Below are 24,573 nucleotides of genomic sequence, written 5' to 3'. Positions count from 1 at the left end.
CAAACTTATGATTAACGTAACAAGAATGTATAGGAGGGTTCGTCAGATGAGAGACATTAGAGTGTATCATGTTGATGCTTTTACAACTGAGAAATTTGGAGGAAATGCCGCTGGGGTGGTGTTGGATGGTGAGTTTTTATCAGAAGATGACATGCAGAGCATCGCCAAGGAGTTGAATTTACCGGAATCCGTCTTCTTGCTGCCTGCCCATGATAAGGAAGCCGATTATCGGGTCAAATACTTCACGCCAACGGAAGAGGTCAATTTTTGCGGGCATGCGACTGTTGGATTGACTTGGCTTCTGGCGACTGAGCTAGGGCTGGCTAAAGAGAGATCAGGGGTTGTGTTAGAAACAAAGATCGGCAAGGTTCCTGTCGTATGGCACGAAGAAAATGGCAAGGTCGTTGATGTGGAAATGACGCAGGTGACACCGAAGACACGAGATTTTGTCATCGATTTAGAAGAGCTTAGTGATATGCTTGGTGTGAGCAGTGACCGCATTGATTCATCCTTTCCTATCAAATTAGCAAACACCGGTAACTGGCATCTTCTTGTTCCGATGAAGCACCAACAGGACATTGATCAAGCGGCACCAAACTTAGCGGCTTTAGCTAGAATGAATAAAGAGCATGGCATCTCGACAACCCACCTTTATACGTTCCACACCTCAAAAGAATGCGATCTTTATACGAGAGATTTTGCACCTGGGATTGGTATATCGGAAGATCCTGTGACGGGGGCAGCAAACGGGGCATTGGCTGGATATCTTTATTTGGAGGGCATCATTTCTCAGCAAGAAATCACTCACCTGAACATTGCCCAAGGCGATGCCATCGGCAGGCCTGGCTTGCTTCGTATCACAGTCATTCCAAATGAATCAAAGCCGGTGATCAAAGTGGCAGGCGCAGCTGTCATCACGATCCGAGGCGTGTTGACTTTATAAAACACCAGCTTGAATGGGAGACCTCCTGTTCAAGCTGATTCTATTTAAAATGACTTTTGACCGTTTCAATCCATCTTTTCGCCGATGGGGAAGCTGCCTTGAACGATTTGAACGCCAGGTTGACCTCACGATAGACGTTCGTCTCCAGTGGAATGACTTTCGTATGAGGTATGTGCGGCGGCAAAACTAATTTTGGAATGATCGTGACTCCCAATCCTTCTTGAACCATAGAAATGAGCGTATTGTTGTCTTCAATTTCAAACAAAACATGAGGCTTCACGCCGCCTCTTTCTTTTAACAGCTTCTTGACGAGTATGTCGCAACCCGCTTTCGGCATGATAAAGGCTTCATCATGTAACGAGTCAACTTCGATCACTTTCTTCGTATGAAAGCGATGATTCTCTTGTATGAGCACCACCAATTCATCCTGAAAAAGTGGAACAGTCTCGAATTCCCTCGATGACTGCGTTAAAAAACCAACATCAACCGTGCCTGAAGCGATCCATTCCTCGATCTCCTCATAACCGCCTTCATATAACTCCAGCTTGATATGCGGATAGCTTTGCGTAAAACGATGAATAAGGCGTGGAAGGACATTTGAAGAAAAACTAGGGAATGTCCCAATCTTGATACTCCCCACTTCCATCCCTTGAATTAGCGCCGCCTCCTGCTCAAGCAATGCCGCATGATGCATGATTTGCCGGATATGCGGTATCACCCGCTCACCTGCGTCTGTCAACGACAGCCCGTTTCGATTCCGTCGAAGCAGCACAATCCCGAGTTCCGACTCAAGCTTCGCAATATTATGACTCACCCCAGACTGCGTCAGCCCAAGCTTCTCCCCAGCTTTTGTAAAACTGCCGCATTCGACAACTGTTAGAAATACTTTGTATTGGAATGTGATCAGTGTGCTCACCTCACTTATTAATTCGTCGTTGCCGACGACGAAGACCTAGACGCTGCTTCATCAGCTTTCACACAATCAATCGCAACAACGAGCGCAATCATCACAGGCTCCATTTCTTCTTTCAAAATATCAACCTTATAGCTGTCACCCCAAGTAAACCATTCCTTCTTCACCTGACCGATCACTTCGCCGCTTTGCAGCACTTGGAAATTCATATCCCACCAGTTACCTTGTACTTCAATCCCAGCAGCATCAATTGAATATTTTGCTTTAAAAAACGTAAACTCTTTTTTAATCGTCAATACCTCTTGACCATCAACTTCTACTAAAAACTTCGGTAAAAAGGTAAACATTTTCTTCGTAATCACAGCGATTTCATCTCGTTCTGTATTCAAAATGGTAAACGTCTTCGGCATCTTCATAAAGCTGCCTTCGACCACATACACATCGTTCTCCTGTTGATCCTTTACCGTAAACCTGCCGCTCAGGCTAAATACTTTCTGCTTCATGTAAAGCTGTTTCATATGTACCTCCGATTTAGTTCAAAAATTTATCCGTTCTTACATTACCTCTGATTATACCAAAAAATAGAATGTACAAAAAACCACCTGATAGCAGGTGGTTTTCGATTACTGGTCCATTTTCAGAGATTCTTTTTCATATGTTTGAAAAACATTTTCCATTCCCATGATGACTTCTTTAATTTTGACATAACCACTTGTGTAAGGAATAGAATCTCTAATCTCTTCCCACATAAAATGATAGAACTTCAGGTCATCCGTTTCACATATCACAAAATCTGTGTAATCCTTACCTGGAAGAGCTTCAGCATCAAAAAAGCGCACCGTCACATGTTCCTCATATTTCTGCATCAACTCTTGCAGCGAAGCCGCATGGGTTCTGCGCTCCTCTCGTGGTAAAGCAAGCCAAGATGGGTAGAACTCTAATAAAACAACCATCATATATTTCATCATCATACCCCCGATTCTTCTATGATGTGATGATTGTACGTCAGATCTAGAGATTGTGCATTAACATAGGTTAATCTTCAGCAGGATGGAGCAGCCTGCTCAGCGAAACCGGAGAAATGCCAATATATGAGGCAATATGATATTGAGCGATACGTTGATGTAACCCGGGATATTTTAATAAAAACGCCTGATATCGCTCAATTGCTGGCAAATAAAGCAGTTCCCTCTCACGCTCTTCCTTTCTCGTATACAGCCTCTCTACACTAACCCGAACAAACCGCTCCCACATATGACTTCTATCCATCAACATTTGAAGCAGATCATATGGAATTTCAATCACAATAGAATCCTCCATCGCTTCAATCGAATAAGGAGAAGGCCGCCCGTTAATCATACTTGCATAAGAAGTAGCAAAATCATCTTCCAACGTAAAAGCTACATTGTACTCCCTTCCATCCGGTAACAAATAGAAGAGACGGAAGAGCCCCGTTATGCAGAAATAAGCATGCTTCACTGGATCGCCAGCCCTTGATCATGCATGTACCCGCTTTTAATTGTTTAATCGTTGTTCCATCTTTGAAGGCTTGCCAATGATTTTGTTCGATTGGATACTTGGATATTTTGGTTTTGAAAGTGTCGTATGGGTCAGTTATTTTGTCCATCTGTTTTTTTACCTCCTAATAAGGAAAACTCAAGCCTACTTGGGGATTGTTTTTATTATCAATGCTAAAAATAAGTCTGTCACAATACGTGATGCAAAAAAAGTCTCGTTTGAGGGAAATCACTCAAATGAGACTTTTTTTAGTTATGATTTAATACCCATTTACAAAGTAAGCAATGGTTTCTAATTCATCTTCTTTCAGTTCTCTGTTCACGTAATGTTGATATTCTTTCGTGATTTTCTGCTTATCTCCACCACATTGATCAGTGAATTTCGCTATCATCCGAAGTTTGTCTGTTTCCTGACGAAACTCCTCTTTTGTCCACGGTCTTTGGTGTGAAGGAATATACGTATCGGCATCAAAAGCTTCTAACTCATCTAAAAGACGCAATATTTCTTTCACCGTATAATGTACTTTCTCGGCATACATTTTCGGATAAATGCAATCACCAAGAAATAGGATTTTCTCTTCTTTCACATACACGATCACGGAATCAGCCGCATGATCGCCTCCAACATGCTGCACGACACAAGTAACCCCGCCAAGATCAATCTCCATCCGACGATCAAACGTCACATCCGGTAAAACCACCTGAATATCTCGATGATCCTGATATTCTTCCTTAATGGCCTTCGCGCAAAACTCAATCTCTGTTCCTTCCCTCACCCGCTCATCGATCGCCTCATCAGACCACGAAAACGGAACAAGCTTCTCCATTTCCTTTCTAGTTTTTGCAGAAGCAATCGAAACCGTATCAGGCAGCGCTGGCAAACCAAAAATATGATCCCAATGCCAATGCGTGAGGACAACGAGATCGGGCTTGGCGTTCTCGTGTTTTAAGGTTTCTTTGATAAAGTATTTGGCATGATCTTCCGAGTTACCAGCATCGATCATTAAGGTTTTGTTATTGCCTTCGACCATGCCTAGGATGGGGCGGTCGGTGAGTGATACTGGTGTGATGTAGGAGAAGGTTTGGCCTATTTTTTTAATTGTGTGCATGGTGTTCCTGCTTTCTGTATATTTATATCAATTATAAAATTTTATTTTAGAAATAAGTCTTCATAAAATAAGAGGACACAATGCATTATTATATTAAATAGAGTAACTAACAATAAAACGGTTGATAAAAGACATCTTAATTTAATATTTATTTAATAGGATAATTAGAAATATCGTTAACAGAAAAACGAAGGGATTTCCCATTTGCATTAATTCCCCTAATTAATAAATACGAAAAAAATTCTTCAGATTTTAATAGTTTTTCCGCCTCATCCAAGTTTTTTTCTCCAGTTGGAATTATATAAAACCCAGAGTAAGGTATTGTATTTTCATCTAATCTATACGTTCTTACTTCATTAGTGATTACAGATGAAATAAGAAGCTTTTCACGATTCATAAATGAAAGTGCTTGGCTTCTTCCAAATTCAAACCATTTAGCTGAATTATCAGATCTTCTATTATTTAATTTCTCTATATTACTATACAGATACTTATATGCTTCAGGATATTTAAGCCTAAATTCAATCTCACTATACTTCATTAAATTGTTATTTTCATAAAAGTAAGGAAATAGAATATATTCTTCTCTCGCTATTGAATAGCTTCTTGGACTTGCAGCTAACCGAAGAACTTCTTTTTCTATCTTAGAACCATCTTTCATTTCTACATATAAATCATTTTCATTTATTATATCATTCTTACGAATTACAAATATGTCATTTAATAGAGTAGCTACACTATTAGAAACTTTATAATAATCCCCAAATTTTTTACTGCTTTGTGCATTTTCCAAGAAATTTGTGGAGAAAAACCATTTCTTTTTGAGATCACCTTTATTTATCTTTAGTGTTTCAGAATTATCTATATCCTTATAAACTAATGTATTTGTTTTTATTTGCTTATTTATAAGTATAATAGCAGGCGAAGTTAATATATTATTACCGAATATTAAACTTTCCTTAAAATCATATATTTTCTCAATGAAATTAATCATAATTTTTCTAAGTTCTTCACCAAAAACATTTTTGAAAATACTGTTAGGTATTATAAAAGATAGTTTTCCAATTTCGCTAAGTTCTGAAATGCTTTTTTCAATAAAAGCATAACAATAATCAAATTTCCCTTTGGAACAAGAGAAAAAAGTCTCTTTAAGGAAACACCTATTTTCAATACTGAGCTCTTGATACGTAATATATGGTGGGTTACCAACAATATAATCCATTTTGTGTCTATGTCTATGTTTCAAATAATCTTCGTTTTTAATATTCCAATTAACGTTGTGAATTCCTTTCTTATTTGCTAGTTCATTTAATCTATTAATACATATTTCTATAACTCTTTTATCTATTTCAAAACCTATTATATATTTTTCTAAATCTCTTTTTATTCTAGCATCTGAATAATTAAGACTTCGAGCAGAATTAATATATCTATTTGTTATTTCTAATAAAACATTTCCTTCCCCACACGAGTTTTCCAGTATATATTTCCCTATAATTTTTTTCCCTTTATAACCTATAATATCTAACATATTATTGACGTATATCTTAGGAGTAAATACTTGAGATTTATTATGCACTATTATCACCATTTAAATAATCAATAACTTTCTCTTCGTTTTTTCTCAATATTTGAAATAAGATTTAATATAGGATAACTTACTCTCTCTATATCTCCATAAATTTCACAGAAATCTTTCATTTCCATTAATAAAAAATCTAGTCTTCTTAACTGATTATTTAATTTAAGTTTATTATAAAATGTACTGATTGTTTTATTATTTTTATATTCATCTGAAATTACAATTGTATAATCTTCTTTTCGATGAAAAACACTAGGTAAATTGTTGTTATCTGGATTCAAAATTTCAACGTATTTCTCGTCAAAAAAATCTTCTTTACTTCTATTACATAGCCTACAACTGTTAACTAAATTATATATTCCATTAATAAATTCCTTTCTAAGAGATGCATTATAATTCGTTCTAGATCTAGGAATGAAATGATCCACTTCGAATTCAGAGGAGTTTATAATTTGAGTACTGACCCCACAATATGCACATCTGTTATGATATAATTTTCTGAAGTTAATATTATATTTTTCTCCTCTTTTATTTACATAGCCGTAAACATTCCAAGCCTTAGGAAACTCGTTTTTGAATTCTTTTAAAAATTTGTCTTTTTCATAAATAAATTCAAGTTTATTAAGAGAAGTCAGTCTATAATCTACTTTAATTTTTGTTTTCATAATTCTCTTTTACCTCATTAAAAAGTAGTATAAGCTTATCTAAATCCTCTTTCTCAAATAAAGCTTTATCTTGTATACCTTTTATAGTAGTTTGAATTGTACTTATTAATACTTGATCTATTTCTTTGTCTTCTTCGATTTTGCCTAACACTGCAAACTCTTCAATAGTACTTTTTATGTTCATTTCTAACAACGGACCTAATTCCTTAGCATAAAAATCTTCGGACTCTTCCTCACTATTGTATGAACCTATAGATTGAAATTTCTTAATAGTTAATGATCTTTTATCAGTATCGTTTTGACTAATTACAATTGTTTTTATAAAAGGCAAAACTTGTCTAAGAATTATTTTAAATTCTTCTCCTGTAAATTTACCCAAAGTTGAGTTTTGATTCTCAAACAGCCACGAATCAATAATAATAATGTTCGATTTAGTAACTGTAGTATTTTTGAGCAATGATTTATAATTATCTACCTCACTAAAAGTGTAATCCGAATGAGCTAAATTATACCCATTATCGTTCTCCTTCGAATAAGATTCACAGTATTTATCTAAATATCTACTTAACATACTATCAGGTGTATCATCTATATAACATATATTAATAGTTTTAGTCATAATGTATTATCCTTTCAAATTAAAATTAATTTTAAAACCATCATCACCATCTATATCAATAACTTCTCCTTCATACATATGTACAGTATTATTTATTATCCACATTCCCAATCCGTGTCCGTCAGCCCTAGAAGTTTCATGAACGTCTAAAATTCTTCTAGCATCTTCTTTATATTTAGGATGTAAACCAATTCCATTATCTTTGTATTCAACAATAATTTTTTCTCTTTCAATTTTAAAGACTATATTAATTTTAAGTTTACCCTCTAATTCATTATGCTGAATACTATTCAAGATCAGATTGTCTAGAATAACCTCAATTACATCCTCTGAAAATTTAAATTCCCTTTCATGATTATAAATTAAATCAAATTTAATTAAAACCCAGTCATATTGTTTATTCCATACTTTCACAGTGTTACTTATCGTCTCTTCAATATCCTCTACTTTGGATTTAAATTTTCTTTTTTCTATTTTATTTAGAATTATATCTAGAAATACTAATAATTTATGATTAATCTTATTTAAATTATTAAGTGTTAATGGGACATTTTTGTAAGATACTTTTGTATACTCATCTGATAGTAACTCTTCCCAAAATCCATATTCTTTTAGTGCGTCAACAATATCCCTGTATCCTGAACTTAAATTATTTCTATTGTTATGTAATTCATGAGCAATAGCACTTGCTCTTAACCCTTGGGTAGCAAGAACATTTAATATCCTAACATCATATTTATATTTTTGTTCACTTTCTTTGAAAACTTTAGATTTTTCATTTGCTTCCTTCTGAAACCCTTTAATTTCACTTGCCAAAGAGGTCACTTTTTCTTCCGACATTTCCTTTACACTTAACGGTTTATTAAGAAACTCCTTCAGAACCTCATTTTTAGCCGTCCTCTTTTCATCACCTCTATATTGTACTATTTTTCTAATGATGCTCTGTCGTTGCTTCTCAAATCTACCCAGACCAAAATGTATAATCTTGCAGAATATATCATAATAATCATCTTCTTCTATTCCTTGTCTATTAGCTAGATCTTTCAAATTCTTATTATTTATTTTATCAATTTGAACAAATCCAGATATCTGATTTAGCCTAACTCTCCAACTTCCTGTTAAATGGCTAGCAGCTGCTGGCGATTTCCTAGCTCTTGAAGAAATAGATAACCAATCTTTTTTTCCCTCTAGAGATGATATACTGAAATCATTTCTATATAAAGCGATATCCACATCTATTAATTCGAGTCCGTTATACTTATACATATAATGTTTAGCCATATCTTTTTGTTGTTTTGACAAGCCAAAATAAAACTCAGCACTAAAATCTCCTAAATAAGTCAGCAAATTTTCTAAATCTTCATTAGAATCGAATATATTTACTTCATATTGCATATTAAATGTCTCTTGATATACCTTAATTTTGTTAATATCTATAATACTTGCAATTTCATCTGTAAATTCGTCAGATTCAATTAGTACTACTAATTTCATTTCATCACTTTTATAATCTAGAGTGATTTTACTTGAACAGTTAACACCTAACTTAATGTTTTTGAAAATTGGTGTTATTTGTATTGGATTTTCCTGTTTATAATGAATAATAACTTTCATTTCCTCATTTTTGTAGGCTCTCATAAGAAAATTTTCTAGCTTCTTTATATCATTGGGACGCCACGTATCTCTAAGATCTGTTATCTCTATATTTGTCCCTTGTAATAAATCATCTTGTATCTTTTTAAAACTTGAAAACTCCCAATTTGTCTCCCACAGTATTGGGTCATTATTTTCTTTCTTCGAAAGAATTTTGACACTATTCCCAAGTCGTGCTGTTGCAAATCTACCTACACCCTTAGAGCCTGTCAGAACTCGATTACTTTTATTATCAATATACCCTTTACTACTTTTTCCGACATGCATCCAATCCTTTTTAATATTTTCATAATTCATTCCTATTCCATCGTCAAATATTCTAATAGAGTCATTGTCGATATATATATTACAGAATTTTGCCCCTGCATCATAACAGTTCTTTATTAATTCATAGATTGCAGAGTCCTTTGTCGTGAAGTTTTGCCTACCTAATAATTCCGCGATTTCACTATCTTCAATCGTAAATTTTCCGCTTTCCATATTATCACTATCACTCCATTATATATTAATAAATATCAACCTTTTCACTTATGGTACGGCTCCCCCCGCACAATCCGAAACGCCCGATAAATCTGCTCCACCAACACCAATCTCATCAACTGATGCGGGAACGTCATTTTCGAAAACGACAGCTTCTCATCCGCGCGCTGCATGACAGCATCGCTTAACCCAAGCGACCCACCTATGACAAAACATACCTTACTTTTTCCGTATGTTGCTAGCTTATCTATTGTATCGGCTAATTCTTCGGAAGTTTTCATTTTTCCTTCGATGGCGAGGGCGATGACGTGGGCGTCTGGATTGATTTTGCTTAGGATGCGTTCGCCTTCTTTGTCTTTGATGATTTTCATGTCTTGATCGCTGAGATTCTCGGGCGCTTTTTCGTCCGCGAGCTCAATGATCTCGATTTTTGCGTAAGCCTGTAATCGTTTTGTGTATTCGGCTATGCCTTGCTTTAAATATTTCTCTTTTAATTTTCCTACTGTGATAATTGATATATTCACAGGTCATCCCCACCTTAAGAACAAGTTATTCATATAAGTTATCAACAATTGTGGATAAAATTTGTGTATTTTGTGTCCGATCATTCGTTCCCCACTATATATATTGCAGGTTCATCGCACAATTCACAGGTTGTGGATAAACTGTGTGTATGTTCGATTTTTCTGAATTCTGGCGGCGTTTCGTGATCATCTATGTACATGTCTAATACGGTTTCTATGTGTTCTGCACAAGCATAAAGTGATTTGTTCATAAGTTTCTAATTCCTCCAATATGTTGTTTCGTTATTCACAAGTGTTTCGCTCATTGTTCAATATAACCGATTTATTCACATGTTAATAGTCTTTTACCATTTTCCACACCTTTTATCCACAAACCAAACAAAAAAGCCTCCACTCCTGTGAAGGCTTCCTTCTATAGAAACGGATTATAAAATCTCGTTCCTCTAACAAATGTAATCACTAACGAAACAATCAGTACCACACCAACAAATATGAACGCCACATAATCTGCTTTTTGAAAGTCTTTCGCCGTAAACCATGTACGCTTTTTATGTTTACCAAACCCCCGCAGCTCCATTGCATTGCTGATCGTCTCTATCCGCTCTAGACTGGAAAAAATCAGCGGCATGACAATCGACAGCGCATTTTTAATCCGTTTTCCCAGCTTTTCATTCTTCGATAAATCAATGCCTCTTGCTTGCTGAGAAATCGCGATCGTGCGAAAATCCCGCTGAATATCTGGAATATAACGAAGAGCAATCGCTACAGCATACGAAATCCGGTAGCTGACCCCAATTCGGCTGAGAGATGAGGCGAATTCACTTGGATTTGTTGTCACAATAAATAAAAGCGCTGCTGGCATCACGGTCACATATTTTAGCGTAATGTTCAATTGATAGAAAAGCTGTTCAAGTGTGACATTGTACCAGCCTGCAATATGAAACAGCTCGTGCTTCGCTCCGTAGATGGCGACACCTTGCTGGGGTGCAAAGATGTAAATGGCGATGTTATTGATCAATAGGAAAATCGCCAGGACGATCACCACGAAGGAAATATCACGAAATCGTACGTTTGATAGCTGAAAGAATACGATACTGGCGGCTAACATAAACACTAAAACGCCTGTATCATACGTGAGCATCGCTGCGGATGACCAGAGGATAAAGCAAATGAGTTTGGTTGCACCTGTCAGCCGGTGAATCGGCGACGGGCGGTCGATATAGGACAGCATGTCTACAGCCATGTCATTCGTTCCTTTCTGTCAACCTCAATGAAGCGATCCACGAGTTCATTTGGATTCGGCCAATCAGCTTTCAGCGCCAGTTCATACAGCGATGTTTCCTTTAAGCTCGCCTTTTGGACAAGCAGCTGATCTGTCAGCACTTTGGCTGGTGTATCATCTGCGATTTTTTCTCCATCTGAAATGACAATGGTTCTTGTTGTGTATTCAAGCATTAAGTGCATATCATGGGTGATCATGAAAATCGTGACACCCTGCTGATTTAATTGCTCTAAAAACGTCATCATCTCTGTGTAATGTTTAAAGTCCTGTCCTGCGGTTGGTTCATCTAGGATGAGGATTTCTGGCTCTAATACAAGAATTGACGCGATCGTGACGCGTTTTTTCTGTCCAAAGCTAAGGGCTGAGATCGGCCACTTCCGAAATGGGTACAGCCCACACACTTTCAGGACCCGCTCCACCCGTTCCTTGATCTCGTTTTCCTTTACGCCTCTTAAAACGAGACCGAGTGCGACTTCATCAAAGATCATTTGTTTTGAAATCATTTGATTGGGGTTTTGCATGACGACGCCGATTCGTTCGGAGCGCTGTTTGATCGTATCTCCTGTGATGTCATCACCATTTAAAAGAATTGAGCCTTTCGTTGGCTTTTCAAACGCACAGAGCACCTTAGATAATGTCGTCTTGCCTGCACCATTGGCTCCTGCGATGCTAATCATTTCTCCTTTTTTGACGGTAAAAGAGATGTTGCTCAGCGTGTTTGGTCTTGTTGGATAATCAAAACTCAGCTCGCGCACTTCTAGTAAATCCTGTGCTGCAATCTGCTCTACTGACGGCTCAGACGCTTCCATCCACTGCTCGATTTTCTCTTTTGCCTCATCGTCTAAGGTGAGACGCTGTAAATCAGCGATCTGATCTCCCGGTGCAACCGGGATGCCTGCATATTTCATCGCCTTTACATATAAAGGCTCACGTAAATACGCCGCTTCTAGAACATTTGAGGCGAGCAATTCATCTGGTGTCATATCCGCTACAATCGTTCCTTCATTGACAACGATGATGCGGTCCACATGACGGAAGAGGACGTCTTCTAATCGGTGCTCAACCATCACAATGGTTTTTTTCGTTTGTTTTTGCAGCCGGTCAATGAGGTCGATGACTTCTTTACCTGTTGCGGGATCAAGGCTTGCAAGTGGTTCATCAAACAGCAAAATGTCGACATCGTTGACCAGTACGCCCGCAATGGCGACACGTTGTTTTTGTCCACCTGACAGCTCATGCACGGACGATGCCAGCTTGCCGTCTACCTCTGTTAATCTTGACGCTTTCTCGACACGTGTTTTCATTTCTTCGCGTATGACTTGATCATTTTCAAGCGTAAACGCAATGTCTTCTCCAACGGTGAGCCCAATAAATTGTCCATCAGGGTCCTGAAGCACCGTTCCGACAAGCTGAGAGAGGGAGAAAATGTTCTCTTTCTCTGCATTTTTCCCGCCGATGTGAAGACTTCCTTCCATAGAACCTTTATAAGACGCAGGAACTAGCCCATTGATACAATGGGCTAGTGTGCTTTTTCCCGATCCAGACGGGCCTGCGATGAGAACTTTTTCTCCTTCATAGATGGTCAGGTTGATATCCTTTAATGTTGGTTCTGCCTGACTGCGATACTTGAATCCGAAATGTTCGAATTGAATCATCGGTTTCTTCATTTATGTGTTCCACCTTGCTTCATGATGTTTCTTTCGATAGGCTGCCGCTTTTGCTTCTCGTTTTTGCATAGGCTGCAATGATGATGGTTCCTAGTACACCAACTGTGATGATGTTCGAAATTCCTGCCACAATGCCTTGAACAAATACTTTGTTCGCAGGTTCTGCATAGATCACAATGTCGAGCACAGGAGCAATGATAAACCAGCCTAATGCTTGTGCGCCTGCTTGTACGGCGTTGAAAAGCGTGATTTTCTTCCACCCAAAGTCTCCCTCTTCTACTTTTAAACGGTTAGAAATAAAGCCGATCAATAAACCAACCACACCCGAAACAATAATCCAGCTCCACCAAGGGCCAAATGTGGTCGCATCTTTAATGAGATGGCCAATAAAACCAATCAGTGCGCCTGCAACAGGACCAAATAGCACGGCCATTAATGCAAGGAATGCGTATGAGGTTTCAATTTGTGTATTCGGAATTCCAGTTGGAATGGAGACAAATCGTCCTAAAATCACAAAGACGGCTGCGCCAATTCCAATAGCAACGACAGTTTTCGTTGAAAGTTGTTTTCCTGCCATGATGTATCCTCCTCTTATTCGTATATAATGCGCGGAGCTTTGCGAATCGAAAGGCGCCAGCCTGTGCCTGTACCGATGTTATAAGCCTTTGCAAATGACCCTTGATTGATCGCCACGCCTAAATGGTCGAGTGAATTGACATATACGAGTGGTTCGCCTACCTTTAAGTCGGCAAAAGATCGTCCATAGGTCATGATATTTTTATACACATTTTTCGGCCCGTTGGCAATGGTAACTTCTATTGCATCCCCATAATTAATTGAAAGCTGTTCAAATAGCGTGTGATGAATGTTTGTCCACAGGTTTCCGAATCTCACATCTAAAATATCAATCGTCCCTGTGATCACATCTTCTTCCGCATAAGCCTGTACGACTGGAAGATGGATAATATCATCAATATTCGCCTTTGGCCCAACCTCTTCAAAAGAAATGACACCTGATGCAATTCTTGCACCTGTATAAGCGTAAATATCTCTCCCATGGAATGTATGTGATTTTCCCGACTTTGGCAGCCGGTTAATGGTTTCATCTAAATAACGGGCTTCCACAATGCCAATATCCTGCGCGACGTGCGTGAGTGTCCCGTTATCTGGGGTAATAATATAGTGTGAGCTTGTCGTTTTGACAACAAGACTTTTTCTCTCTGACCCAACACCCGGGTCAACGACGGAAACGAATACCGTCTCTTCCGGCCAGTATGTGACGGTTTGAAGCAGACGATACGAAGCTTCCCAAATGTCATACTGCGGAATATTGTGTGTTAAATCAAAAATGCGGATCCTGCTGCTGACCGTATTTGCCACTCCGTACATTGCACTGACAGCTCCATCATCAATGCCGAAATCTGATTGTAAAACCAATGCATGTTCACTCATGTCAATCTCCCTTTCATTTGAAAAAATGGATGTGGTGTTTCACGTGGAACATTTGAACAATTGTATGAAAAAAAGTGGACAATAAAAAATACCCCATCCTTATCTTTGAATCATAAGGACGAGGTATTTGTCTCGTGGTACCACCTTTATTTACTGTTTGCTCGCGCTAAACAGCCTCTACAAGTACAAAGCTCCAATCTGGCTCATATACTGTGGTTTTGATAACGAGTACCAACTCTCGTCGTCACCTACTAATATCATAGATATGTTCAGCACGAGGCTCAGAGACCATTTTTCGAATCATTATTTTTGCTTCTTTTCAGCTGCCGAAGCTCTCTGTGGAAAAATTGATGATTGTACTTTCTCTCGTCATTGCCTGTATAATTATCTTGAATTAAAGCTATCATACATGATGTTTTTTCATAAATCAAGATATTTTTCTGAACATTTTTAAAAATGAGTCAACTGGTGCTGGAAGAGTCTTCTTTTTATGAAATTTAAACAAATGTTAAAGAGCAAGATATGGTCTCTTTCTTTTCTAAGGGTATAATAAAGGTGAAGGGAGGTACAGCATGTGTGGACCATTTGTATGAATGAGTTTAAGCAGCTCTTCAAAAGCACAAAATCTATTTTAACAATTGTTATTATTTTCATTTTATCTACTTTTGTTTCAAGTCTTCCGTTTATCGCTGCTCATCAGGAACAATGGGAGCTGGCAAAGGATCCTTATTCTATTGGGAATGAACTGGTGATTTCTTTATTTGGTTTCTTCCTTATTTTTTTGTTGTCTCATGATATTTTGAGCCGCGAGATTCATTTGAAAACCATTCGTTTTCTCGTCAGTAAAACAACCCGTTTGAACATCATCATCGGGAAATATCTTGGACTGATGCTGTTTTGGCTTAGCTGTATTATGACGACATATGTCCTGAATATGGTGATTTCACACCGTTTTCTGTTCTCTGATGCGTTAAAAATCTTAACCTTTATCAGTGTCGGTATCTCATGTGCTTTATTTTTATCCATGCTCTTTCCAACACCGCAAAAATCAATGTTTGTCGGCATGTTGTTTTCCTTTCTTTTCCCAATCGTCAGTATGATTTCTGTTCTTTCTTCAGAACGAATGATTCATTGGTTCCAATATATGACGCCTTATTATTATGCGCGCTGGAGTGAACCGCTGACCTACGTCCTAATGAACACGGCATTGACCGTTATCTTACTCATTGGAACTGCACTGCTGTTTCAAAGGAGGGATGTGTAGATGCTTCATACAAAAGGGCTCACAAAAAAATATCGTACAAAAGTCGCAATAGATGATATTAATCTTGATGTCAATCAAGGCGATATCTTCGGACTCATTGGACCAAAGGGATCTGGTAAGACGACGTTTTTCAATATTATTACCGGAATCTCCCGCCCTACCTCTGGTACGTTTACAGTGATGAATAAGCCTTCGCTAAAAAAAGTGAGGCAGCATATAGGTGTTCTGCCTGAATATACGGATCTATATGAAGGTCTTACGGCTCTTGAGCATATTGCCTATTTATCAAAAATCACCGGAACACGCCAGAAAACGAGTGATTATGAAGAACTGCTAGAATTTGTCGGCTTACATCATGATCATCAGGAGAAGGTCGGTGCCTTCACACCTGGTATGAAAAAGCGGCTTGGAATGGCGCAGGCCATTGCCCATCAGCCGGAATTTATTTTACTCGACGAGCCTTTTGCCGATATTGATGCAGATTCGATCTTGCACATCCAGCGGGTCATTGAAGCATTAAAGGATGAAGGAAAAACCGTCTTTTTAACAGCTGACCGCCCAAGGTTCACCAATAGTATTTGTACCAAAACTGCATTCATTTCTGAAGGAAAATTAGTGTCCCCACATACTCATCCTCAAGAGAAAACCATCACATCCTCAAACATACGTGCAACCTTCAAGCATGCATGGATTGATGATGAGGTGAAACCTGTTCTCACGCAGTACCTACAAACTGTCGGAACAGATCTTGTGATCAGTGATGACGAGACCTCATTGTTAATTCGTTCAGAAGCTCAAGTTCCAGCGATCATTCGCGCTTTCGTGAAGTGTAAAGTCGATTTATACAGAGTCACGGCTCAGGATGCCATGATGTCCCCATAAAAAAGTACCGTACGCTTTCTGCACGGTACTTCTTCTTTTTTATAAAGATTTACTCATATAGATCCCAGTTTCTGCAAATCCCGTTTTTTCGTACAGCGAACGGGCGATTTGATTGTGAGCAAAGACATGGAGCGAGAGTTTTTGCACACCTAATGACTTTGCCTCCTTTTCTAATGCAGCAATAGCCTGCTTTGCAAAGCCTTTTCCTCGATAAGCTTCAAACAAAATAAAGTTATAAATAAATCCTTCGTGCTGCGGGTGATTCGGGTCATAGCAAAGCCAAACCCAGCCAATCGCTTCATCTCCGTTTAAGAAATTCCATAGCTCATGATGCTCTGTCTGAAGTCCTTCTGGAAGAAGCCTGTCAAATTGTTCTTCTGCGTTCGCAAGTGATTCTTCCTTTTCCCATGTTCCTGCGAGTACCTTTTCTTCCGCGTACCGCTGAATGGCCTTCTTTATCAATACATCGTAATCGGTTTGTGACATCCGTTGTAGTGTAACCAATCGTACAACCCCCTTTTCTTCATCATATGTCAGTCATGCCAAAAAAACCAGTCCCTTACTGGAACTGGTTAGCTGCCATATCGGTCGGTTTGAGAAAGTTTAATCTCTGCTGATTTTTTCTTCCCGCTTCGGTAAAATTGCACTCTTACCTTATCGCCGACCTTCTTTTGATATAAGTATTTACGAAGATCTACGATATTCTGTACACTTTTGCCATCAAAGGAGGTCACGACATCCAGCTCTTTTAGTCCCGCTTTTCCTGCTGGAGATAAAGGCTCAACACTCATGACAACAACCCCAGATGTGACCTTGGATGGCAGTTTCAATGTTTCCTGCCAGTGGTAACTCGCAATATCCGCTAATGATTTCATGCCGACGCCAAGATACGGACGCTTCACCTCTCCATAGCGCTCTAAATCCTCTATGACAGGGATCACCAAATTCGCTGGAATAGATAGCCCGATTCCTTCTACCTCTGATTCAGCAATCTTCATTGAGTTAATGCCGATCACCTTTCCATCCATATTGATCAAGGCACCACCGCTGTTTCCAGGATTGATGGCGGCGTCTGTTTGCAGTACTTCTGCATTCCAATCCGTTTGTCCGTCTCCATTTGAGTCGACAGGGATCGCTCGCTCCGTGCCAGAAATGACCCCTTGTGTGACAGAGCCTGCGAATTCAAGCCCTAATGGATTTCCAATGGCGATGACTGGCTCACCCGGCTTCACATGATCTGAGTTACCGAAGGCTGCCGTTTTCTTGATTTTATCACTTTTGACAGTGAGAACTGCTAAATCCATGAGCTGATCACTGCCGACAAGATTGGCACCAATTCTTGTCCCATCATGGAGGCTCACTTCAAGCTGGTTGGCACCTTTGATGACGTGATGGTTTGTCACAATATAAAACGTGTCACCCTTTTTTTTATAAATCACACCTGACCCGCTACCTGCTTCTCCGCCTTCCTCCCAAAAGCTCGACTTTTGGATATTAATGACGCCGACCACCGTATCTGACATATTAGACACCACTTTCGTGACAGCATCATTGACGTTCACATTCACAGTTTTTAAAGGGCCCTGAGATGTTTGTCCATCACCGTTCTGCTGCCATCCAAAGGGACTGCCGCTCTGTCCAGATACATAGGGGAAAAAGAATCCCATTAAAAAAGCTCCTACCAATACACCGATCAAACCAGAAAGAAAATATCCTTTTCTGCTTCGTCTCGGCTTCCACTCTACATCGCGATAATCCACTATGTTTCCTTCCTTTCAGTGAATAGATGATGTATATAGTGTTGGTAAGAAGCTCTTATCTTAATCATACGATTGTAAAAATCATACGGCGCAAAGCGGGGTTGCTTTTTTCGGGTCCGTATCAAATAAATCAAAGCCGTCCCCAACAACAAAGCCCTTCATTTCAAGCGTCTGCTGGACCGCCATACGGGCTAAATCCTTCATGTTGTTGTCTTGACTCAAGTGAGCCAAATAAATGCGTGAGGTGGCATCTCCAATGACATCTGTCATCGCCAGAGCAGCATCTTCATTTGATACATGTCCGACATCGCTCAGAATTCTGCGCTTAATGCTCCATGGGTATCGGCCCATTTGCAACATCCCGACATCATGATTGCTCTCAAACACAAACGTATTGGCTGACTTAATAATGCCTTTCATGCGGTCACTCACATAGCCTGTATCCGTCATGAGCGCAAGTTTGCGCCCTCCATAATGGAATACGTAAAACATGGGCTCTGCCGCATCGTGTGAGACGCCAAATGACTCGACATCAAGACCGCCAAAGGATTGAACGGTCTCCATATCAAAATGGAATTTCTGCTCTGTATCAATTTTTCCGATATGAGACTCCATTGCCTTCCATGTTTTCGCATTTGCATAGACAGGAAGCTTGTACTTTCTTGCCATGACACCAAGCCCTTTAATATGATCGGAGTGCTCGTGTGTCACAAAAATGCCGTCCAAGTCTTCAGGCTTGCGGTCGATTTGGCCAAGTAGCTCGACCATCTGTTTGCCGCTTAAACCAGCATCGACCAAAAAGGCATGATCGTCTGTTTCTAAATAAAAAGCGTTCCCCGTACTTCCGCTCGCTAGTACACTGAACTGCAAGCTCATGTTCTCTCACTCCATTGAAGATTTGTCATCTTTCTCTATATGATCAAGTGTTGAGCCATCGATGGCATTGATCAAATATTCTTCCTCTGTCTTTTTCTTTGAACCTGCTGATACGCCTTCAAGCTCCACACGCCATACAGGAACCATGACTTGCGTGCTTGCCCCCGGGTATTGCGTATAGTAACCAAGCTCTACCTTTTTCACGGTCGTGTTTTGGCTTAGCATATTTTGCGTATATAAGTCCTTCACGGTTTCAAGTGCTGGGACAAGGGTTTCTTTTCTCACTTCATTAATCGACGTCACCATTGACTGCTGATAAGAGACAACTTCGTTTTGATCGTTAAGATCTAAGGTGATTTTCCCGATGGTTTCGGTGTCATCAAGGCCTTCTTGGAAGATGTATTTCCCTTTATACGTTTGGAAAAAGACGATTTCCCCTGTCTCTTCATCTATATTCCACAGCTTATAATTCTTCCCATCCAGCAAACGCTGGTTTACAAGGTTCGTCGCCGCTGTTTTGATATCCTTTTTCGGCAAGGCAACTGGCTTATTGAAGGTCATTTCAAGCAGCGTGACAGGATCATCTTTGTCTGTTTTCGGGAATGTGCTTTTCGCCTTTTGATCAGCTAATCCGTCGACATCCTTTTTTGTATATTGCTTCTTTTCAGCTGTAATGCGGTATCCAATCTTCGCTTCATCTGATAGATTGCCATATTTGATCCCGTCTGCCTTCATTTCTTCCAGCGTATCCGTTTTTTCGATAATCGCAAAATGATCGGTTGACCGTTTTTCAAAGTATTGAAAACCTAGAAAGATATCGAGAACGAGAAAGGCTAGGATAAAGATCGTTTTGGTCTTATTCCACTCCATGATTCTCGCTCCCCTCTGTCAAAAGATCATTCGATAGAATCACGGTTTTGCCGTTATACTTCATACACCATACAGGCTCCAGCCAGACAAACATCCCTTGATCTTGATCTGATGCATTTGAAGCAGCTTGATATGCCGGGAAAATCTGTTCAATTTTCTCCAAGTCATCATATTTCGTCTGCTTGATGATCAAGTCCTTCAGCTCTGTCCCGTTCATCAGCTTGACCTGTTCACTTTGACTCGCTTTATTGCCAAGAATATAATTTGGACGCTTGTAATTCAAAATGTCATCATTCGCCCATTGGACTTCAAGGGAGGTCATCCCAAATGGATGCTTTGTACTGTTCACAATCGGCAGACCGTCCATAAACATATTGAAGGACAGCTGCTGGTTGCTGTTGATGCCAAAGTATTGGTAGTCATCAGTAAAGCTTCCCGTATCATTGAAATATTTCACGCTTCGCTTGATCAAATCCCCCGTTTGGAAAACAGTGCTGGAATTGATATTGCGATGCTGATATTGAATGCGATGGTCTTTTTGATTGGCTTCAAGGCGGCTTGTGCCATCTGTGTACACCGTCCGGTTTAAATTAGATTCCTCACCGACAAGGCTCGGGTCCGTAAACAAAGCGTCTTTGAACTTGTTTGTCTTAATCGTTTCGATAAAGAACATTTTCGCTTCAAGCTGCTTTTGCTTTCTCGGAAGAAGGAAATCTCGTTTAGAATTCGTAGAGAATGTATAAAGATCATAGCGCGGCATCTCGTTTTGAGCGGCAGCGATACTGTCCATTAGATTACGGTAGTTGGCGGACTCAATTGTCAGCTCAAGCACCGTTTCCTTGCTGTATGAGACCAAGTACACTTTCTTATTGGCCTTATCCTGCTGAGCGAACGGCACGATCATCCGATCAAACGAGTTGTATTCAATGGACTTGTTCGGCCATTTAAAAAGCGCTTGGAAAATATCAATCGGAATCGGATCATTGAATACAAGATCCAATGTCTTTCCTTGCCCTTCGCGTCCATAGAAGAAATTCTTAAATTTCTGCTCGGAATATTGATCTGACACATCATTAATCTCTTTGACATCCCAAAGGCTCACATCATTCCAAAAGTTTTGAAAGAGTTCCTTTTGATCCACTTTAAAATGCTCTCCATTTGAATGGATAAACATCTCGCGCGGCTTCACGACATCAATGAGACTTCTAGGCTCGTCACTTGAAATCTTCTTCGTTTCCACGACTTTTGTTCCTGTATCTGCCTGATCCTGCATGACGGGCTGAAACATCCAGATATTCCACGTAAATACTAGACTGATCGCAATTAGGATTGTCAATATTATGGTTTTAAAGGTCTCACGCTTCATCCCAATCATCCTCTTGTTCTTCATTGTACGGAAGGGTAAAGGTCACCGTTGTCCCTTTTCCTTCAATGCTGTCAGCCCAAATATCTCCGCCATGAGCTTGAACCATTTCTTTTGCAATCGCAAGACCAAGGCCGGTTCCGCCAAGCTTTCTTGTTCTTGCTTTATCTACCCGATAAAAACGTTCAAAGATTTTATCCATATCCTTCTTCGGAATACCGATTCCTTGATCTTTGACGCTAAATAACACAAGGCCTTTCTCTTCATCCAGATCAACGGTAAACGTGATGTGTCCACCCTCTGGCGAGTATTTCATGGCATTGGAAATAATATTATCGAGCACCTGTGTAATTTTATCTTGATCGATTTCCACATATACTTCACGCTGCGGCAGGTTGCGGATAAAATCGACATGCTGCTCCTTCGTCATTTCAAAACGATCAATGACGAGCGAGATAAACCTGATAAAGTTCGTCCACTCACGGTTGAATTGATAATCTTTGCTGTCGAACTTAGACAGCTGCAGCAGGTCATTGACAAGCCGGATCATGCGCTCAGTTTCATTTTGCGTGACACTGAGGAATCTTGGCGCAAGCTCCTTATCACCAATCGCACCTTCAGCCAGCGCCTCAAGGTAGCTTCGCATCGTCGTCAGCGGTGTGCGCAGCTCATGCGATACGTTCGCGACGAATTCACGACGTTCCGCATCAATTTTCTCCTGCTCTGTGACATCATAAATGACCGCAATTAAGCCATCAATTTTCCCATGCTCTTTCTGAATAACGGAGAAATTAACACGCAATACAGATAGCTGGTCTTCGCGTTCAATTTCGATCAGCATGGAATCTTGATTTTCGACTAAATCTTCAAATGTATGAGTTTCCTCTAAGCCAAGTAAAGACGTAATCGGCATCTCTAGTGCTGTTTCACGTGAAACATTTAACAGCTCTAATGCGGGGCTGTTTAATAGAATAATTGCACCGTTTTGATTCGTTGCGATGACGCCGTCCGTCATATAGGCAATAACAGAAGAAAGCTTTTTCCGCTCACCCTCCGTCATCAGCTGAGCTTCCTCCAGCTCTCTCGTCAGATGGTTAAAGGTTGTCGCAAGCTGGCCAATCTCGTCATGCCCATACTTCCGGACCTTCCTGGAGAAGTTCCCTTTGGCAAGCTCAATCGCTTGCTTTCTCATATCTGAAATAGGATGAGTGATCGTTCTGAAGATGAAGATACCAAGTAGAGCAGTCGTCCCGAGTGCAATCAGTGTACCAGTTGCCAAAATGGTGTTAATGGTTCGCATTTGGTTAAACACACTTTCCATTGAAGACACAACATAAATTACACCAACGGTCTCTTGGTTCTCATTTTTTACGGCTGTCGCAGAAATACGCACCCTTTTATTTGATTCAGGGTCATAGAATTTCTTCTCATAGTCTTTGCCAACCGCGAAAATACGGCTAATGATTTGATCAGTGATTTTCTTGCCGGCAATCTCTTGGCTGCCGTTATTGACAGAGGCAATGACCTCTCTGCTTTCGTCAATATAGCTGACTTCAGAGATTTCATTAGACTCATCTTTGTTGTTAAAATCGTTCAATATCTTTTGAGCATCCTCTTTTAATTCTGCCTTGCTTTTCGATGAATCTTGTTCTAGGTAATACGATAACGAGTAGATTCGCTGATTCAAGGAATTATCATATGAATTAATTAAGGACTGCTCTAGCTGCTTCACAAAGTACACGCCAATGATCTGCATGGCGACAATGATCAGCAGCACGTAAATCAAGGTCAATTTGAAGTGAATCGAGCGAAAAAAACCTACTTTACTCATAAGAATCTTAGTCCTGCTCTGGGTTTCTTAAATAGTAGCCGACGCCTCGTCTTGTCACGATCCAGCTCGGGTGACTAGGGTTGTCTTCAATCTTTTCACGAAGACGGCGGACTGTGACGTCTACTGTACGGACATCTCCGAAGTAATCATAGCCCCATACGGTTTGCAGTAAGTGCTCACGTGTCATGACTTGTCCGATATGTTTCGCTAAGTAATGAAGCAGTTCGAACTCACGGTGCGTCAATTCAATCGTTTCCTCACGCTTAGACACCACATACGCATCTGGATAAATGACGAGTGATCCAACCTCAATATCATTTGATTCAGATTCTTCCTCCGTCTGTGGAGCAGCGGTTTGTCTTCTCAAATTCGCTTTCACGCGGGCAAGCAGCTCACGCGTACTGAAAGGCTTTGTCACATAATCATCTGCGCCAAGCTCAAGGCCGATGACTTTATCAATTTCAGAGTCTTTTGCTGTCAGCATGATAATCGGCATGTCGTATTTCTTTCTCACTTCACGGCATACTTCAACACCATCTTTATTCGGCAGCATAATGTCGAGCAGAATAATGTCCGGCTTAATTTCTTCTACCATTTCAAGGGCTTCGTTTCCATCATATGCACAATGAACCTCATAGCCCTCTTTCCTTAAATTAAATTCCAATATATCAGCAATCGGTTTTTCATCATCTACGACAAGAATCTTTTTTTCCATTGTGATTTCCTCCTGCATTTTTAGCATCTATGTCATTCCATTTTGCATGTATCATTACGCCTTTTCCGTTTACGAAAAAAAGGCTCACTGTCTATTATAACGTTTTACGAGGCAAAGATAAAAATAATAACGGCTTTCTTTTCTAGTAAACGTTGGATAGAAAGACGCCAGTCAAAAAAATTGAAGACTTTTTCCTTTTTTATTGAAACTTTTCCAATCATCAGCCGTCTATATAGATGTAACGTCTTCTTCTTATGGAGCCGGGCCCTACCTAGGTCCGGCTTCTCCCTTTTTATGCCTTCTTTTCATAATAAAAACGCACCTGCGATTGCAGATGCGTTTGGAAGTGGCTCGGGACGGAATCGAACCGCCGACACACGGATTTTCAGTCCGTTGCTCTACCAACTGAGCTACCGAGCCATCATCAAAAAGATGAATATGTATAAATGGCGGTCCGGACGGGACTCGAACCCGCGACCTCCTGCGTGACAGGCAGGCATTCTAACCAACTGAACTACCGGACCATTTTGGTTGCGGGGGCAGGATTTGAACCTGCGACCTTCGGGTTATGAGCCCGACGAGCTACCGAACTGCTCCACCCCGCGA

At 39.9% G+C, this 24,573-nt stretch carries 24 protein-coding genes, 3 tRNA genes, 1 pseudogene and 1 other annotated feature; of the genes and pseudogenes, 3 read left to right on the top strand and 25 right to left on the bottom strand.

What is annotated here, in order from left to right:
• Window positions 1-46 precede the first annotated feature (46 nt).
• Complete coding sequence (locus tag C9414_RS00140; RefSeq protein WP_107162798.1) at window positions 47-943, top strand: PhzF family phenazine biosynthesis protein; 897 nt, start codon at window positions 47-49, stop codon at window positions 941-943.
• 40 nt (window positions 944-983) lie between these two features.
• On the opposite strand, the gene C9414_RS00135 is transcribed toward C9414_RS00140, so the two are convergent.
• The 15 genes and pseudogenes from C9414_RS00135 to C9414_RS00065 form a co-directional block, all read right to left on the bottom strand.
• Window positions 984-1,859, bottom strand: coding sequence for a LysR family transcriptional regulator (locus tag C9414_RS00135; protein ID WP_241768950.1), 876 nt, complete (start codon window positions 1,857-1,859; stop codon window positions 984-986).
• Window positions 1,860-1,867: 8 nt separating this feature from the next.
• Window positions 1,868-2,374: an LURP-one-related/scramblase family protein gene (locus tag C9414_RS00130; protein WP_058838369.1), complete on the bottom strand. Its 507-nt coding sequence runs from the start codon at window positions 2,372-2,374 to the stop codon at window positions 1,868-1,870.
• Window positions 2,375-2,479: 105 nt separating this feature from the next.
• Window positions 2,480-2,821 (bottom strand): darcynin family protein, encoded by a 342-nt coding sequence (locus C9414_RS00125; protein WP_107162797.1) that lies wholly within the window; start codon window positions 2,819-2,821, stop codon window positions 2,480-2,482.
• 70 nt (window positions 2,822-2,891) lie between these two features.
• Window positions 2,892-3,483, bottom strand: a pseudogene (locus tag C9414_RS00120) (Crp/Fnr family transcriptional regulator).
• Between the two features lie 150 nt (window positions 3,484-3,633).
• Window positions 3,634-4,482 carry an MBL fold metallo-hydrolase gene (locus C9414_RS00115; RefSeq protein WP_107162796.1) on the bottom strand — a complete coding sequence of 283 codons (849 nt, stop codon included), beginning with the start codon at window positions 4,480-4,482 and terminating at the stop codon, window positions 3,634-3,636.
• Between the two features lie 148 nt (window positions 4,483-4,630).
• Window positions 4,631-6,061: an Eco57I restriction-modification methylase domain-containing protein gene (locus tag C9414_RS00110; RefSeq protein WP_197412155.1), complete on the bottom strand. Its 1,431-nt coding sequence runs from the start codon at window positions 6,059-6,061 to the stop codon at window positions 4,631-4,633.
• 20 nt (window positions 6,062-6,081) lie between these two features.
• Window positions 6,082-6,729 carry an HNH endonuclease gene (locus C9414_RS00105; protein WP_058838366.1) on the bottom strand — a complete coding sequence of 216 codons (648 nt, stop codon included), beginning with the start codon at window positions 6,727-6,729 and terminating at the stop codon, window positions 6,082-6,084.
• Window positions 6,713-7,348: a hypothetical protein gene (locus C9414_RS00100; protein WP_058838365.1), complete on the bottom strand. Its 636-nt coding sequence runs from the start codon at window positions 7,346-7,348 to the stop codon at window positions 6,713-6,715. The genes C9414_RS00105 and C9414_RS00100 overlap by 17 nt, the downstream gene beginning before the upstream one ends.
• A 6-nt stretch (window positions 7,349-7,354) precedes the next feature.
• Entirely contained in the window at window positions 7,355-9,481 is a 2,127-nt protein-coding gene (locus C9414_RS00095) for an ATP-binding protein (protein ID WP_058838364.1), read from the bottom strand.
• 44 nt (window positions 9,482-9,525) lie between these two features.
• Window positions 9,526-10,005 carry a 23S rRNA (pseudouridine(1915)-N(3))-methyltransferase RlmH gene (rlmH, locus tag C9414_RS00090; RefSeq protein ID WP_107162795.1) on the bottom strand — a complete coding sequence of 160 codons (480 nt, stop codon included), beginning with the start codon at window positions 10,003-10,005 and terminating at the stop codon, window positions 9,526-9,528.
• An 80-nt stretch (window positions 10,006-10,085) separates the two neighbouring features.
• A complete protein-coding gene (locus C9414_RS00085) occupies window positions 10,086-10,256 on the bottom strand; it encodes a CxxH/CxxC protein (RefSeq protein ID WP_008360116.1) in 171 nt (56 codons plus the stop codon).
• Window positions 10,257-10,417: 161 nt separating this feature from the next.
• On the bottom strand, window positions 10,418-11,248 hold the full coding sequence (locus tag C9414_RS00080) for an energy-coupling factor transporter transmembrane component T family protein (RefSeq protein ID WP_107162794.1): 831 nt from the start codon (window positions 11,246-11,248) through the stop codon (window positions 10,418-10,420).
• Window positions 11,239-12,954: an ABC transporter ATP-binding protein gene (locus tag C9414_RS00075; RefSeq protein WP_107162793.1), complete on the bottom strand. Its 1,716-nt coding sequence runs from the start codon at window positions 12,952-12,954 to the stop codon at window positions 11,239-11,241. Before C9414_RS00075 ends, C9414_RS00080 begins: the two co-directional genes overlap by 10 nt.
• A 19-nt stretch (window positions 12,955-12,973) precedes the next feature.
• The gene (locus tag C9414_RS00070; RefSeq protein ID WP_024424020.1) at window positions 12,974-13,531 is read right to left on the bottom strand and encodes an ECF-type riboflavin transporter substrate-binding protein; all 558 of its coding nucleotides are present in this window, start codon (window positions 13,529-13,531) and stop codon (window positions 12,974-12,976) included.
• 14 nt (window positions 13,532-13,545) lie between these two features.
• Window positions 13,546-14,406: an SAM hydrolase/SAM-dependent halogenase family protein gene (locus C9414_RS00065; protein WP_041089455.1), complete on the bottom strand. Its 861-nt coding sequence runs from the start codon at window positions 14,404-14,406 to the stop codon at window positions 13,546-13,548.
• A gap of 111 nt (window positions 14,407-14,517) precedes the next feature.
• Window positions 14,518-14,788: a binding site (T-box leader), on the bottom strand.
• A 192-nt stretch (window positions 14,789-14,980) separates the two neighbouring features.
• Here C9414_RS00065 and C9414_RS00060 point away from each other — a divergent pair.
• Together C9414_RS00060 and C9414_RS00055 are read left to right on the top strand one after the other, a co-directional pair.
• On the top strand, window positions 14,981-15,670 hold the full coding sequence (locus C9414_RS00060; RefSeq protein ID WP_039182821.1) for an ABC transporter permease subunit: 690 nt from the start codon (window positions 14,981-14,983) through the stop codon (window positions 15,668-15,670).
• Window positions 15,671-16,552, top strand: coding sequence for an ABC transporter ATP-binding protein (locus tag C9414_RS00055; RefSeq protein ID WP_107162792.1), 882 nt, complete (start codon window positions 15,671-15,673; stop codon window positions 16,550-16,552). It begins immediately after the preceding gene.
• A gap of 39 nt (window positions 16,553-16,591) precedes the next feature.
• Here the strand turns inward: C9414_RS00055 and C9414_RS00050 are convergent, their stop codons facing one another.
• The 10 genes from C9414_RS00050 to C9414_RS00005 form a co-directional block, all read right to left on the bottom strand.
• Entirely contained in the window at window positions 16,592-17,056 is a 465-nt protein-coding gene (locus tag C9414_RS00050; protein WP_106025382.1) for a GNAT family N-acetyltransferase, read from the bottom strand.
• A 68-nt stretch (window positions 17,057-17,124) separates the two neighbouring features.
• Entirely contained in the window at window positions 17,125-18,315 is a 1,191-nt protein-coding gene (locus C9414_RS00045) for a S1C family serine protease (protein WP_371412197.1), read from the bottom strand.
• Window positions 18,316-18,393: 78 nt separating this feature from the next.
• Window positions 18,394-19,188: an MBL fold metallo-hydrolase gene (locus C9414_RS00040; RefSeq protein WP_107162791.1), complete on the bottom strand. Its 795-nt coding sequence runs from the start codon at window positions 19,186-19,188 to the stop codon at window positions 18,394-18,396.
• Between the two features lie 6 nt (window positions 19,189-19,194).
• Window positions 19,195-20,058, bottom strand: a complete 864-nt coding sequence (locus C9414_RS00035) for a two-component system regulatory protein YycI (RefSeq protein ID WP_047203088.1) — start codon at window positions 20,056-20,058, stop codon at window positions 19,195-19,197.
• Window positions 20,045-21,424: a two-component system activity regulator YycH gene (yycH, locus tag C9414_RS00030; RefSeq protein WP_047203089.1), complete on the bottom strand. Its 1,380-nt coding sequence runs from the start codon at window positions 21,422-21,424 to the stop codon at window positions 20,045-20,047. The genes C9414_RS00035 and yycH overlap by 14 nt, the downstream gene beginning before the upstream one ends.
• A complete protein-coding gene (walK, locus tag C9414_RS00025) occupies window positions 21,414-23,252 on the bottom strand; it encodes a cell wall metabolism sensor histidine kinase WalK (protein ID WP_107162790.1) in 1,839 nt (612 codons plus the stop codon). Before walK ends, yycH begins: the two co-directional genes overlap by 11 nt.
• 7 nt (window positions 23,253-23,259) lie before the next feature.
• Window positions 23,260-23,967, bottom strand: a complete 708-nt coding sequence (gene yycF / locus C9414_RS00020; RefSeq protein WP_024424030.1) for a response regulator YycF — start codon at window positions 23,965-23,967, stop codon at window positions 23,260-23,262.
• 347 nt (window positions 23,968-24,314) lie between these two features.
• Window positions 24,315-24,387, bottom strand: a tRNA-Phe gene (locus tag C9414_RS00015).
• A gap of 27 nt (window positions 24,388-24,414) precedes the next feature.
• Window positions 24,415-24,491, bottom strand: a tRNA-Asp gene (locus C9414_RS00010).
• A 4-nt stretch (window positions 24,492-24,495) separates the two neighbouring features.
• A tRNA-Met gene (locus C9414_RS00005) sits at window positions 24,496-24,572 on the bottom strand.
• Window position 24,573 lies beyond the last annotated feature (1 nt).

Origin of the sequence: Bacillus sp. Nf3, from assembly GCF_003028545.1 — a bacterium.
GTDB lineage: Bacteria > Bacillota > Bacilli > Bacillales > Bacillaceae > Bacillus > Bacillus safensis.
Note: the sequence above shows the minus strand (reverse complement) of the source record. Positions and strands in the feature narration are given on the sequence as shown.

Bases quoted from the DNA above. Each gene is read 5' to 3' on its own strand.
- C9414_RS00075 (WP_107162793.1), bottom strand. From the start codon at position 12,954: ATGAAGAAACCGATGATTCAATTCGAACATTTCGGATTCAAGTATCGC.
- C9414_RS00080 (WP_107162794.1), bottom strand. From the start codon at position 11,248: ATGGCTGTAGACATGCTGTCCTATATCGACCGCCCGTCGCCGATTCAC.
- yycF (WP_024424030.1), bottom strand. From the start codon at position 23,967: ATGGAAAAAAAGATTCTTGTCGTAGATGATGAAAAACCGATTGCTGAT.
- C9414_RS00070 (WP_024424020.1), bottom strand. From the start codon at position 13,531: ATGGCAGGAAAACAACTTTCAACGAAAACTGTCGTTGCTATTGGAATT.
- walK (WP_107162790.1), bottom strand. From the start codon at position 23,252: ATGAGTAAAGTAGGTTTTTTTCGCTCGATTCACTTCAAATTGACCTTG.
- C9414_RS00115 (WP_107162796.1), bottom strand. From the start codon at position 4,482: ATGCACACAATTAAAAAAATAGGCCAAACCTTCTCCTACATCACACCA.
- yycH (WP_047203089.1), bottom strand. From the start codon at position 21,424: ATGAAGCGTGAGACCTTTAAAACCATAATATTGACAATCCTAATTGCG.
- C9414_RS00065 (WP_041089455.1), bottom strand. From the start codon at position 14,406: ATGAGTGAACATGCATTGGTTTTACAATCAGATTTCGGCATTGATGAT.
- C9414_RS00130 (WP_058838369.1), bottom strand. From the start codon at position 2,374: ATGAAACAGCTTTACATGAAGCAGAAAGTATTTAGCCTGAGCGGCAGG.
- C9414_RS00085 (WP_008360116.1), bottom strand. From the start codon at position 10,256: ATGAACAAATCACTTTATGCTTGTGCAGAACACATAGAAACCGTATTA.
- C9414_RS00055 (WP_107162792.1), top strand. From the start codon at position 15,671: ATGCTTCATACAAAAGGGCTCACAAAAAAATATCGTACAAAAGTCGCA.
- C9414_RS00040 (WP_107162791.1), bottom strand. From the start codon at position 19,188: ATGAGCTTGCAGTTCAGTGTACTAGCGAGCGGAAGTACGGGGAACGCT.
- C9414_RS00125 (WP_107162797.1), bottom strand. From the start codon at position 2,821: ATGAAATATATGATGGTTGTTTTATTAGAGTTCTACCCATCTTGGCTT.
- C9414_RS00140 (WP_107162798.1), top strand. From the start codon at position 47: ATGAGAGACATTAGAGTGTATCATGTTGATGCTTTTACAACTGAGAAA.
- C9414_RS00095 (WP_058838364.1), bottom strand. From the start codon at position 9,481: ATGGAAAGCGGAAAATTTACGATTGAAGATAGTGAAATCGCGGAATTA.
- C9414_RS00100 (WP_058838365.1), bottom strand. From the start codon at position 7,348: ATGACTAAAACTATTAATATATGTTATATAGATGATACACCTGATAGT.
- C9414_RS00035 (WP_047203088.1), bottom strand. From the start codon at position 20,058: ATGGAGTGGAATAAGACCAAAACGATCTTTATCCTAGCCTTTCTCGTT.
- C9414_RS00105 (WP_058838366.1), bottom strand. From the start codon at position 6,729: ATGAAAACAAAAATTAAAGTAGATTATAGACTGACTTCTCTTAATAAA.